The 13475-nt window shown below is 45.0% G+C and carries 11 protein-coding genes; 9 read left to right on the plus strand and 2 right to left on the minus strand.

From position 1 onward, the window contains the following. Positions 1-25 precede the first annotated feature (25 nt). The 9 genes from spoVS (at position 26) to K7P76_RS16645 (ending at position 11714) form a co-directional block, all read left to right on the plus strand. Positions 26-286: a stage V sporulation protein SpoVS gene (gene spoVS, locus K7P76_RS16605; RefSeq protein ID WP_027084382.1), complete on the plus strand. Its 261-nt coding sequence runs from the start codon at positions 26-28 to the stop codon at positions 284-286. 143 nt (positions 287-429) lie between these two features. Continuing rightward, entirely contained in the window at positions 430-1371 is a 942-nt protein-coding gene (locus K7P76_RS16610) for a dipeptidase (RefSeq protein WP_232186423.1), read from the plus strand. 184 nt (positions 1372-1555) lie between these two features. Continuing rightward, positions 1556-3292, plus strand: coding sequence for a 2-oxoacid:acceptor oxidoreductase subunit alpha (locus K7P76_RS16615; protein ID WP_232186424.1), 1737 nt, complete (start codon positions 1556-1558; stop codon positions 3290-3292). Between the two features lies 1 nt (position 3293). Further along, positions 3294-4160, plus strand: coding sequence for a 2-oxoacid:ferredoxin oxidoreductase subunit beta (locus K7P76_RS16620; protein WP_232186425.1), 867 nt, complete (start codon positions 3294-3296; stop codon positions 4158-4160). 745 nt (positions 4161-4905) lie between these two features. After that, positions 4906-6666 carry an ATP-dependent nuclease gene (locus K7P76_RS16625; protein ID WP_232186426.1) on the plus strand — a complete coding sequence of 587 codons (1761 nt, stop codon included), beginning with the start codon at positions 4906-4908 and terminating at the stop codon, positions 6664-6666. Between the two features lie 191 nt (positions 6667-6857). Continuing rightward, positions 6858-8390, plus strand: a complete 1533-nt coding sequence (locus tag K7P76_RS16630; RefSeq protein WP_232186427.1) for a hypothetical protein — start codon at positions 6858-6860, stop codon at positions 8388-8390. Between the two features lie 322 nt (positions 8391-8712). Further along, positions 8713-9300, plus strand: a complete 588-nt coding sequence (pduL, locus tag K7P76_RS16635) for a phosphate propanoyltransferase (protein ID WP_232186428.1) — start codon at positions 8713-8715, stop codon at positions 9298-9300. A 335-nt stretch (positions 9301-9635) separates the two neighbouring features. Continuing rightward, positions 9636-11198 (plus strand): tRNA (N6-isopentenyl adenosine(37)-C2)-methylthiotransferase MiaB, encoded by a 1563-nt coding sequence (gene miaB, locus K7P76_RS16640; protein ID WP_232186429.1) that lies wholly within the window; start codon positions 9636-9638, stop codon positions 11196-11198. 33 nt (positions 11199-11231) lie between these two features. Further along, entirely contained in the window at positions 11232-11714 is a 483-nt protein-coding gene (locus K7P76_RS16645; protein WP_232186430.1) for a YlbF/YmcA family competence regulator, read from the plus strand. A 233-nt stretch (positions 11715-11947) separates the two neighbouring features. Here the strand turns inward: K7P76_RS16645 and K7P76_RS16650 are convergent, their stop codons facing one another. Then, the gene (locus tag K7P76_RS16650; RefSeq protein WP_232186431.1) at positions 11948-12556 is read right to left on the minus strand and encodes a hypothetical protein; all 609 of its coding nucleotides are present in this window, start codon (positions 12554-12556) and stop codon (positions 11948-11950) included. A gap of 202 nt (positions 12557-12758) precedes the next feature. Then, the gene (locus tag K7P76_RS16655; protein ID WP_232186432.1) at positions 12759-13391 is read right to left on the minus strand and encodes a biotin transporter BioY; all 633 of its coding nucleotides are present in this window, start codon (positions 13389-13391) and stop codon (positions 12759-12761) included. Positions 13392-13475 lie beyond the last annotated feature (84 nt).

Genomic DNA, 13475 nt, shown 5'->3' on the forward strand with positions numbered 1-13475 from the left:
GTTGTCATAAGAGGAGGTACTGGTCATGGAAGTATTAAAGGTTTCCGCAAAGTCCAATCCAAACTCCGTTGCAGGCGCACTGGCAGGTGTGCTCCGCGAACGCGGGGCGGCAGAACTGCAAGCGATCGGCGCTGGCGCGCTCAATCAGGCGGTTAAAGCGGTTGCCATCGCTCGCGGGTTTGTAGCTCCAAGCGGGGTAGACTTGATTTGCATCCCGGCTTTTACGGATATTGTGATCGACGGAGAAGACCGGACGGCAATCAAGCTCATCGTCGAACCGCGATAGGAGAATGCTTTTGAAAGTGTCGACCTGTTCCAAGATGACAGTCGCAAGTAACGCGTGAAGCGTTACAAGTTGATTTCATCGTTGCGGCAGGTTTTTTTGTGCGCATTTCCGTAAATAACTGAAGGATACAGGAGGGGAAATCTGTGAGGGTTGCCGATTTGCACGCTGACGTGATTTGTAAAATGTTAGAACATCCCGGTTCCAAATGGGGTTCTGCCGATTCAGCCGAAAGGTTCGACGTGACTCCCGATCGATTACAGCAGGGCGGAATAGAGTTGCAGGTGTTTCCAATCTTTTTGCCTGATACGATACCTGGCGATCCGGAATCGTTGTTCCGTGCCGCCGAGCTGTTCTGGAGCGAAATATTAACCGTTAAAGGGATGAAGCTGATCCGAAGAGCGGGAGATATCGAACTTGCGCTGCAGGAAGGGAAAATCGCCGCGTTGCTTTCCTTGGAAGGAGTCGAAGGGCTGCGAGGAAATATGTGGGCGTTGCGTCTTCTCTACCGTCTAGGATTGCGCCTGCTAGGCCCGACTTGGAATCATGCCAACTGGGCATGCGACGGTGCGCTCGAGCCGCGCGGCGCCGGATTCACGAAAGCCGGCAGGCAGCTTGTTACGGAATGCGAATCTTTGGGCATCCTAATAGATGTGTCCCATTTGTCGGATCGGGGGTTCTGGGATTTGGCGGAGTGCGCCGGACGGCCTTTTTTCGCCTCCCACTCTAATGCCCGCTCTATTAAAGACCACCCTCGCAACCTGACGGATGCGCAAATTCAGGCTATCATCTCCGCTCAAGGCATTATCGGACTGACGTTCGTCCCGTGGTTCGTTATCGCGCCGGAGCCTGCGACCATCGATGATGTTCTTCGTCATGTGGAGCATGTATGTGCGCTTGGCGGGGCGGAACATATTGCCTTCGGTTCGGATTTCGACGGGATTTCCAGGCATGTTCAAGGGCTGGAGCATCCAGGAAAATACCCGGATTTAGCCGAAGCCTTATTAAGACGGTATCCTGAACAATTGGTGAAAGGATTTTTGGGTGAAACGGCAATCCGTTTTTTAACAAAAAATCTACCTAATTGAAGGATTGGGCTGACATTCATCTCAATTCGGCAATGATCCCATATCAAAGAACTATGTGTTTCTTACATCAATATGTCTTGCAATTTACCTAGCTAAAACATAATATTTATTAGGGTATTAAAAAATATTATAGGGTTATTCTGTCGAAAAGTGACGAACCGGAGATTAAGAGGAGATGGGCACTGTGATCAGTCAACTGTCATGGAAAATTGGCGGCCAGCAAGGGGAAGGCGTGGAAAGTACGGACCGTATTTTCTCCACCGCACTGAACCGCCTGGGCTACTACCTGTACGGGTACCGGCACTTTTCCTCGCGGATTAAAGGCGGACACACGAATAACAAAATCCGCATCAGCACGAAGCCGATTCGAGCGATTTCGGATGACCTGGACATTCTTGTTGCTTTTGACCAGGAGAGCATCGATTTGAATGCAGGAGAGCTTCGGCCGGGCGGAGTCGTTGTGGCTGACGCGAAATTTGCCCCTACAATCCCAGAAGGCGTCGAAGCGCGGCTGTTCGCGGTTCCGATCACGGCGATTGCAGAAGAATTAGGCACGTCCCTCATGAAAAATATGGTTGCTTCCGGTGCGTCCTGGGGACTGCTCGGATTGCCGATGGAAGTGTTCAACAAAGCGGTAGAAGAAGAATTCGGACGTAAAGGTCCGGCGATCGTAGAAAAGAACATCGAAGCGGTTCGCCGCGGCGCGGAGTTCGTTCTGGAGCAAGCCGGCGGTCCTCTTGACGAGTTCAAGCTTGAGGATGCGGACGGCAAGCAGAAGCTGTTCATGATCGGCAACGAAGCGATGGCGCTTGGATGCGTCGCCGCAGGCTGTCGTCTGATGGCTGCTTACCCGATTACGCCTGCATCCGAAATCATGGAGTACTTAATTAAAAAGCTTCCTAAGTTCGGCGGAACGGTCGTTCAGACGGAAGACGAAATTGCCGCGGTAACGATGGCGATTGGCGCAAACTACGCCGGTGTCCGGACAATGACGGCATCCGCGGGTCCAGGGCTCTCGCTTATGATGGAGGCGATCGGTCTTTCCGGGATGACGGAAACCCCGCTGCTCATTGTTGATACCCAGCGCGGCGGTCCTTCGACGGGCTTGCCGACCAAACAAGAACAATCCGACATCAATGCGCTCATCTACGGTACGCACGGCGAGATTCCGAAATTGGTCGTCGCGCCGAGTACGATCGAAGAATGCTTTTACGATATGATTGAAGGCTTTAATATAGCGGAACAGTATCAAATCCCGGTTATCATCGCGACGGACTTGCAGTTGTCGCTCGGTAAACAAACGGCGGAAGCGCTTGATTACGACAAAATCGTCATTAACCGCGGCAAGCTGCTAAACGGCGAATTGCCGGCTAACGAAGAAAATCGCTTGTTCAAACGGTACGAGCTGACGGAAGACGGCGTTTCCCCTCGCGTTATTCCCGGCATGAAAAACGGTATTCACCACGTGACCGGCGTTGAGCACGATCAAGAGGGCAGACCTTCCGAGAATGCGCTAAACCGTGAGAAAATGATGGACAAACGCTTAGGTAAAATCAGCGAGCTCCGCGTGACGAACGCGATTAAGGCTGATGCTCCGAACGCGAATCCGGATCTTCTCATTATCGCAATGGGATCAACGGGCGGAACGATCGAGGAAGCGCGTACGCGCTTGACGGCGGAGGGCATTAAGACGAATCACGTTATGGTTCGCCAGATGCATCCTTTCCCTAGCGAGCTGCTTAAGCCGCATCTGGACGCCGCTAAGAAAGTGGTCGTGCTAGAGAATAACGCTACCGGTCAATTGGCCAATTTGATCAAGCAGAACAACGGATATCACGACAAGATTCGTAACCTGCTCAAGTACGATGGAACCCCGTTCCTGCCTTCGGAAATTCACAAAGCCTGTAAGGAGCTGAACTAAGATGGCAACATTCAAAGAGTTTCGCAACAATGTGAAGCCGAACTGGTGTCCGGGCTGCGGCGACTTTTCCGTACAGGCGGCTATCCAGCGTGCGGCGGCTAACGTCGGCCTTGAGCCTGAGCAGTTAGCGGTCATTTCGGGAATCGGCTGTTCGGGCCGTATTTCCGGTTACATTAACGCGTACGGCTTGCACGGGATTCACGGTCGTTCGCTTCCGATCGCTCAGGGCGTTAAGCTGGCTAACCGCGAGCTTACGGTTATCGCTTCCGGCGGCGACGGAGACGGCTTTGCGATTGGCATGGGCCATACGGTTCATGCGATTCGCCGTAACCTCGACATGACGTACATCGTTATGGACAACCAGATTTACGGGTTGACCAAGGGGCAAACGTCCCCGCGCAGCGCGGAAGGCTTCAAGACGAAATCGACCCCTGAAGGCTCGATCGAGTCCACATTGTCACCGCTTGAAATCGCATTGTCCGCTGGAGCTACCTTCGTAGCCCAGTCGTTCTCCAGCGATCTGAAGCAATTGACGACGCTGATCGAAGAAGGCCTGAAGCACAAAGGCTTCTCGCTTATCAACGTATTCAGCCCTTGCGTGACTTTCAACAAGGTGAACACGTACGACTGGTTCAAGGAAAATATCGTAAACCTGGAGCAATTCCCGGATTATGATCCTTCCAACCGCATCGCGGCCATGACCAAGATTATGGAGACGAACGGCATGGTTACCGGCTTGATCTACCAGAACAAAGAGCGCAAAGCATACGATGAAATGATCGTCGGTTTCAAAGAAGAAGGGCTTGCGAAACAGAATCTGCAGCTGTCCCGCGAAGACTTTGACAAACTGTTGACGGAATTCAAATAAGGTTCTCGGACAAGAGGGTAAAAACTTCATAGGTAACGCAACGGGTATATACGACAGATAAAAGCGTATGTACCCGTAGTTGAAGCAAACTTAACTACAACGCTTTTCAAAATTAATCCATTGGAGGGATTAGTATTGGATAAGCGTTTTTTGTCATCTGCACGAGATATTCGAGATTTGAAAACTAGAAATGTAGCTTGATAGTTGTACATTACTTGTGTTATCAATGGATAACTGTTATGGTTTTAACAGTGGCGAACGTACTATATGGGTTCTTTAAGGAGAATCCATATGAATGATTTGAGCGAATTGACTATAATAGTTTCGGTAGTAATCTTCTTTATCAAAAATACTGAAAGTTTTAAGGTTGACTGGATTTCGCGAAAGAATAGGCACCATAATAATCAGAACAAATTCGATCAGAACGAAAAATCAAAGAAGAAGGCTAGAAGATAATAATAGATAGAATCCATAGAGTTGTTCGCCCAACCTACTAAACAAAATTTGTTTCAGAAGGTTGGGAAAAAACAAAAAATGTGAAAAAGCAAAAAGAACTCAGTTTAAGTTAACAGAGTTCTTTTTGCTTTCTTCATTTAGTGAAGTTTTTATAAGATGAAAGGATTATTAGATTGTAAAGAAAATTTAACCAAATACGACAAATTACGTGGTATTATTTATGCTAGAATGCGATTAGTTAGCTTGGATTAATTTTTGAACTAGCATACTAATTTAGGAGGCATAAATAATGAAATTAGCAGAACTGATTATCGAAAATTTTCGTGGTATTGGTTCACAAAGTGTTAGGGTAAAAATCGATAATATTATTGTACTTATAGGCAAAAACAACGTAGGAAAGACAACAGTTTTATCCGCGTATGAAGCTTTTGCTTCAACAGGAGCGCCATTAAGACTTAAAGATTTCTACAATGAAGATATTAAAAATAAACCTAAAATTGCTGGGATATTTGTAGATGTTGCCGATGGGGAATTAGCTAAGAAATGGATACATGATGACAAATTATTAGGTTATAAAAATTGTATAAAAGCACAATATCAATGGTCTTCTCCTGATGTAAATGGTGAAAAGTTATCTTATAATCCTGCTACTGGTCTCTTCGAGAAAGGTGGAATGGGTGGTTTTGATAGCATATTAACAAGTAAAATTCCAACTCCTCTTAAAATATCCCCATTAGATGATCCTTTAGAATTAGAAAAGAAGATTCTTGAAATATTAATAGATGCCATTAAGCAAAATACTAAGAAGGATAACTCCAAAGTTCAACAACTTTTGAATGATATTAGACAGTTAGCGGAGGACGTTCAAACAGAAATCTCAGAAGAACTAACTCGTTCATGTACTATGGTTTCTGAAGAAATGATGAAAGTATTCCCAGAAGCAACTATAATTCAAATTGACCCACAAGCTAGCAAGATTGAACCAGATAAACTTATAGGTAGTGGGAGTTTTATACGTTTAGGTAGTAATGAACAGCATCTAGCCCCTCTTTCTAATCATGGTACTGGTTTACAAAGAACATTCCTTTGGTCAGCCCTAAAAATGCTTGCAGATACAGGTAGACACCAAGTGAAGAAGAAGTCGATTGGAGCAGGAACTCAAAAAATATTATTATTGGAAGAGCCAGAGGCATTTTTACATCCAAGTGCAATAAGAAATGCAATGGAATCTTTGTACGCTATTGCAGAACATGAGGATTGGCAGGTAATGGTTTCAAGTCATTCTCCTGTGTTTATAGACCTTACGAAAGATCACACTACAGTAATTAGAATTGAAAAAGAACAACATGCCCAACATGCTACTCATACATTCTCAACAGATGAAGCAACTTTTACCGATGATGATAAGGAAAATTTGAAGATGTTGAATTATTGCAATCCGTACTTTAATGAGTTCTTCTTTTCAACGAATAATTTGTTGGTCGAAGGTGAAACAGAAGTAACTGTCGTTAAATCACTTATGCAAATTGGAAGAATAGAGAAAGATTGTATTCATGTAATTAATTGTTTGGGGAAAGCTAATTTAGTAACTGTCTCCAAAATTCTAAATCATTTCAAGGTTAATTATAGTATTCTTCATGATGCAGATAGTCCTAAAGTAAAAAGAGATGGTAAATACATAGTTAATTCCATGTGGACAGTTAACTTAAAAATTAACAATGAGATTGAATTTGGTAGAAAAAAGGGCTTAGAGATAAAATCTTTTCTATCAGTTCCAAATTTTGAGGGGGAGTATTTCGAGGGTGTGACAGGAAGTTCTAAGCCCTTCGGAGCATGGAAAGTTTTCACAGAAGAAGGTAACGAGGTAGTTGAGAGATTTGCTCAGATAATAGATAAAATAACGGGAAAAGAGAACAATTGCGGTGTCGAATATTTCAATATAGCTGATTTAGCCAGAAAAGTGAGTAAATACATTGTGGATAAAGGTTTAAGTAGCGATCAACATTGGAAGTTGACAGATGAAGATAGAAGAACGGCAGTTAATGAATGATTTGATATAATAAACAAGTGCTAATTTCCGTGTTTTAATTAGCACTTTTTAGGTGGAGGTTTCATTAGCTGCTTAATATAGTTGTAATCACAAAAATTTTGGTATTTATTTTATTAGAGTTGATAATCCTTAAAATAAATAGCAATCCATAGAGAAAAACTCCTTTCACTCTTGAGAATGGTGGAATTACAATGGAGGTTGACTTTAGTATAAAACATAAAGCTGATCGATTCCGTGAAATACTTGAATCATTGCTTAAAAACTATCAACCTCAATACTATGCAGTAGTCGTATCCAATATTCTTAATGATGTTTTCAATAAGAGAGAACAATTTGGGCGGTATCCACCTCATTTTTTGCTACACTCAATTCAGTCAAACTGTGTTTATTATCGTAGCAATCGAAGCCAAGAACTTAGTGAAAAGAAACTTCAAAAGATACTAAATCATTATCGCCAATATTTTGATCCAGTTGCTATGCATTTTTTGGAAAAAGATGATGGTTTAACTCCGTTCTTTATTAATATGTTTAGACAACAATTCTTTTTGCAGTGGGGGCATGGTTCAAATTCTTTGGGTCGCATGATAATGCTTTTCAATCTGGGTAAATACCCCAAAAGCAAAGCGTTTTTTGTAAAGAGATACGGAATGTCTTTCGATCAATGGCTACTTACTGGAAGTGCTATTCACGCTTATATCTCTAAGAAAAAACAGCAAACTATTTCTCCGCTTTATTATTTCAATTCGGACGAGAAAATTGTTCCTGATAGCGTGATTGATTCTTTTTTCGAAATTAATTCAATATTATCTACTGAGATTAAAAACTATCATGAAAAAATTGAAGAGAAAGTTGGACAATCACATTCATTGTTTTATGATACTTATCTTCAAGGAGTATTTGTTGAAAAACCAATACTTCAACTGAATGAGATAGAGTACCTTGTCGTTCATAAGGAATTATTTTTGAGAAAGATTACGGAGGGTATTTTCGATATTTGTAAGAAAGAGCTTCCTAGTGACTTTGGAGTTGAATTTGGAGAAAACTTTGAGAGATATATTGAAAAATTGTTACTGAATTTTATTCCTAAAACAAAAGTTTTTAAAGAAAATCAACTCCGCCAATATACTAGCGAAAAAATATGTGATTTTATGGTTGTATTTGAAGATTATATATATCTTATAGAGTCAAAAGGAGTAGAGTATAGCGCACACATTGCTTCAGAAAATGCAATGAAGCAAGATAACTCTACAAGAAAAATCAGTACTGGATTTGAGCAATTATATTCAGTTAAAGAAATGATTAATAGCGGTACTTTCGCAAGCTTGATAGGAGAGAGTGAGCATAAGAAAATTATTGCTTCAGTGATAACATATAAACAAATCATTGCAGCCAATACGGATTGGTACTATGAAAAGAATATTGTTCCAAGTTTAAAGAAAATCAATTCAGAAAAGGTTGAATCTTTTCAATACAGACCACAAATTTTATCAATTATTGAATTGGAATTATTGCTGAAGTACTGTAATGATACCAATAAAAGTTATCTTGATGTTTTTAAGGAAAGGTTAGAGGATAATAATCATGTTTTAATGGGTGAGTGGTATAATTTCTTTAAATTAAAAACCGATGGTATACCTTTTTTAGCGAATACGTTTAAAGATTATTTCGATAAATTGCTATCTAGCGTCAGTTTGAAAGATAATTATATCATCGAAACGATATAAAGGGAGTTTGACTTGAAAATTTTGAAAAGGTGAGATTGTAGAAGAATGAAGAGCGTGGTGGATTTGAAGAAAAGCTTTTCCTCAAAAGTGTCTATGAATGTTTTAAATAACTTTTTTGTACCGTGAGGCTAGGATATTGAAATGATCGTCGGCTTCAAAGAGGAAGGGCTAGCGAAGCAGAACTTGCAGCTGTCCCGCGAAGACTTTGACAAACTGTTGACGGAATTCAAATAAGCATCGTGAATAAGAGGCGCGCGGGTTTGTCCCGCGCGCCTCTTGCGTTATACTGGAAATAGGATAACGAAGGAAGGTTGGGGTTGAGATGTCCGAGACCATTCAGATCAAACGAGTACCTGTCGGCGTGTCGGCGCGCCATATTCATCTGACGCAGGAGCATGTAGAGATATTATTCGGCGCGGGTGCGAAGTTAACGGAGTTCAAGCCATTATCGCAGCCTGGACAATTCGCCGCCAACGAAATGGTAGCTATATTCGGACCGAAAGGTTCTTTCCCTAAAGTACGCATTCTCGGTCCAACCCGTAAAGCCACCCAGCTTGAAATATCGCGAACGGACGCTTTCGCACTGGGTCTTCAACCGCCTTTGCGTGAATCTGGCAACATCGAAGGCACGCCGGGCATCCGCATCGTCGGGTCGGCTGGCGAAGTCACCGTGGACAAAGGCGTCATCGTAGCTGCGCGGCACATTCACTTTAACACGTCAGACGCGGCACGCTGGGGTATTGCTGACAAGCAGCTCCTTAAGGTACGCGTTGGGGGCGATCGCGGCGTCGTATTCGAACAAGTCCTTGCTCGCGTCTCCGACCAATTCGCCCTAGACATGCACATCGACACCGACGAAGGCAACGCCGCCAACGTGTGCACGGGCGACTTTGGGGAAATTGTTGAGTAGGCCGTGAAATGTATTTCATTAACCATGGAGTGACAGTTACGACGTAATACCAGCACTTATCGGTGGCGAAGTATTGGATTAGGATACTTCGCTTGACGTACGCATTGGAGAAGCGGAGGCTTCAAACGGGTTACGGAGAAAAAGGGGTGACACGGAGAGTTTACGTCCGCCTTTAAAATCGAGCTGCATCCTCATAGTCAATTCAAGGCAACTTGATTTTAACCAGCGGCGGAGTGTCACCCCATTTTTCGTAGTACGATCCCGTTTGAAGCCGCAGCGAGCAATAGCAAACGTCTGCAAGTTCATGATATAATACGTGAATTGGGGGGAATGAAATGGCCAAAGAAACCAAGGATTTCAGTAAATACTTCGATTTCTCCGGCGCCAAAGTCATTTCCGAGGACCCGAGCGGCAAAACAATCCGTCTGAACGGACGGGATATCCATATCGTCTCCGAACCGGACTACCGGCGGGAGAAAGAGCGGGGCAAAGAAGAAATTCAAGTCCACTATGAGAATGCCGTTCCGGACGAGCTGAGAACGCTCGGACTCGGAAAGAAATATTTGATCTACACGTACGGCTGCCAAATGAATGAACACGACACGGAAGTGATGCGCGGCTTATTCGAAGACATGGGATACGTGTCTACGGAAAACCGGATGGAAGCCGACATCATTCTGTTTAATACATGCGCGGTGCGCGAGAATGCGGAAGATAAAGTGTTCGGCGAGCTTGGACATATGAAGGTGCTTAAGCAGCAACGACCGGAGCTTATCCTCGGAGTATGCGGATGTATGTCGCAGGAAGCTTCTGTCGTTAACCGGATTATGCAGAAGCATGCGCATGTCGATCTTATTTTCGGAACGCATAACATCCATCGTCTTCCGCATCTACTTCAAGACGCCCATTTCGGCAAAGAAATGGTCATCGAGGTGTGGTCCAAGGAAGGCGACATCATCGAGAACTTGCCTAAGAAACGCACGGAAGGGCTGCGCGCTTGGGTGAATATTATGTATGGCTGCGATAAGTTCTGCACGTATTGCATCGTTCCTTATACGCGCGGGAAAGAGAGAAGCCGGATGCCGGAAGACGTTATCGCGGAAGTTCGCGACTTGGCTCGGCAAGGATTCAAGGAAATTACGCTGCTTGGCCAGAACGTTAACGCATACGGCAAAGATTTCGTCGAACGGAACTATCGCTTCGGCGACCTGATGGAAGATATTCATAAAATCGATATCCCGCGAATTCGTTTCACGACGTCTCACCCACGGGATTTCGACGATCATTTGATCGAGGTGCTGGCTAAGGGCGGCAATCTGGTGGAGCATATTCATTTGCCGGTGCAATCCGGAAGCACGGAAGTTCTGAAGCGGATGAGCCGCAAGTATTCGCGCGAACGTTACTTGGAGCTTGCGGGGCGTATTCGCAAGGAGATTCCGAACGCCGTTCTGACAACGGACGTCATCGTCGGTTTCCCCGGCGAGACGGAGGAGCAATTCGAAGAGACTTTATCGCTCATGCGCGATGCGGAAATTACCTCGGCATATACGTACATCTATTCACCGAGGGAAGGTACGCCGGCTTTCGATATGGCAGACGATGTGCCTTTAGAAGTGAAGCAGAAACGTCTTGCGCGACTTAACGCCTTAATAGGCGAATTGTCTCTTAAACACCACCAAGGGCTTATCGGACAAACTTTCGAGGTATTGGTAGAAGGAGAGAGCAAGAATAACGCCAACGTGCTGTCTGGACGGACTCGTTCCAATAAGCTCATTCATTTTGAAGGGAATAAGGAATGGATCGGCCAGTTCGTGCAAGTTCGGGTAACGGCAGCTCAGACCTGGTACGTGAAAGCGGAAGCGATCAGCGCACCGGTTATAGCAAGCCAGGTTAGTTAAGTAATACACGACTCGATCGGGAGGAAACAACAAATGTCCGCACACGCACATGAACACGACCATGATCACGATCACAAGGACGGAGATAGCTGCTCGGTGCCGATTTTCGACAATCGGGATCTGATCGTTCGCGAGGATATATTGGCAAGAGCCAAGGAATTGGCGCAGCTCATTACGACATCGGAAGAAGTGGAAATGTACCAGCGCTCTGAGAAGCTCATTCAGACGCACGAGAGGGTACAAGGACTCATAACGACGATCAAGAAAAAACAAAAAGAGCTCGTCGCATTCCAGAATACGTTCAAAAATCCGGCGATGGTCGAGAAGATCGAAGCGGAAATCGATGCTATCCAGGATGAGTTGGACAATATTCCAATCGTACAGCAATTCCAGCAAAGCCAAGTAGACGTAAACTATTTGCTGCAATCTATTGTCTCGGTCATTCGCGATTCGGTTGCGGAGAAGCTCGACGTAGAAGCGGCAACCCCAGCGGAAGCTCCGGAAGAGTGCGACTAAATCACGGTGAGTTCGTATAAGGAATGGGGTTTGTTGACAACCTACAGTCGGAAGGGATATTAATTTCCTTGAAGATTAAAGGAGGGCAAGCACTTGACCGAAGGTATTCCGAACTCTCAGACGAGAGCTCCCAAGTCGGACGACCCGAAGAAACAGGGACGATCGGCCGCGAAGAAAAAATCGAAATAAGATAAGGGCCACGCAGCTAGCGTGGTCCTTTGTTGTAAGTATAGCTAACGGATAGGGGCCGACGAAGGGGTAACGCTTAAGGTTGAATTTCTCTGATCGTACTGTATAAGATAAGAGTTGTTGGCTATAAGTTTCCACTTCTGAAGCCAATAGGAAGAAATCCGCAGCCGATCATCGGATAAATTCGCGGGTACATGGAGCCGGAAATTGGTTATGGTCTTTCCTTGGCGGATTTTGATAAGCGAGCCTTGCCTTTCGGGAATTCCAAGCCGGGACAACAGCTCGTAACCAACGGATAAAGTACCGGAGTTGTTAGCGCTAGTTGAGAGAATCGCCGTTGTCTCGCTGAGCGGAGATGGTTTAATAGTTAAGGTTTGGTCGACGGGGTTGTGCGTAAGCAAATAACGGCGAAGCGCGTTAAGCTGAAATTGGCGTGCCAATGCGAAGTTCATTTCCATGAAATCGGCAAAACATTCCCGTCCTTCCAAGAACTGCAGCTGTATCGCTTGTTTGATCGTGCCTCGTTTCAAATATAGCTGAGCGTTGCGGGGGACGGAAAGCAGTTCGGAAGCGGAATCGGAGCAATTTAGGGTAAACACGACGGTGTGGATGGGCAGCTTGGCGATGAACAGATCTAACCGTCCGCTAGCCATTGAAATGGGACACACTCCTTCAAGGCAGATGAAACAACGCCGAATGATGAACCTATCGATTGGAAAATAAACCGGAGCAAGAAGTTCAGAATCTTTGTAAAGTATGCAAAGATTTTGGAGCGCGCTTGTACTTTCGTCCTATAAAAAGGAAAAAGGACTCCCCATAGAGGATGGGAGCCCTAGTTTAATAGATGCTTGGTTATTATTTTTTTTTGAGAGGACGGATGCTTGGAAGCACCGGCTTAAGTGAAACGATAACTAATGTGGCTACAACTGCTTTAATCGCGTCCCCTGGGAGGAATGGGTACAATCCCGCTTTTAGCGCTCCGGACAGCGTGTCGTATTTAGAATTGTCTAACGAATGCGCCAGCCAAGGGATACCTGATACGTAAAGCAGAAGGGAACCAAAACCGAAGATAGCGAGCAACAGATATAGCTGCTGTGTTCTGGAAAGCTTCTTTGTTTTGGAGAAGAGGGCATCGCTCACTAAACCGATAAGCAGAGCCGCGATCGGGTACATCCATATGTATCCCGCAGTCGGCCCCGTGAGTTTGGCTAAGCCTCCGGCGCCTCCGATGAAGGGCAAACCCGTTGCGGTTAATGCGACTACGATAAAAATACTCCAGAAGCCGTAAGTGGCACCGAGCAATCCGCCTGCAAGCATGATGGCGAACGTTCCGAGAGAGATCGGAACAGGGGTGAAGCCGAGCGGGATTTTGATAAGGGTGGCTACGATGAATAAAGCGCCGAATAGGGCGGTGTAGACGATTCCTTTAATCCATTGGTTCGTTGGTGCGGACGTACGAGTTGAAGCAGCGGTTGATGGGTTGGACATTGTCAAAAGGCCTCCTAAATGTTAACCTTGGTATATGTTTGTGGTTAACAATTGAAATTGTAGCACGTGATCGACGGATTGAAA

Source organism: Cohnella silvisoli (assembly GCF_021190915.1).
Lineage (GTDB): Bacteria > Bacillota > Bacilli > Paenibacillales > Paenibacillaceae > Cohnella > Cohnella silvisoli.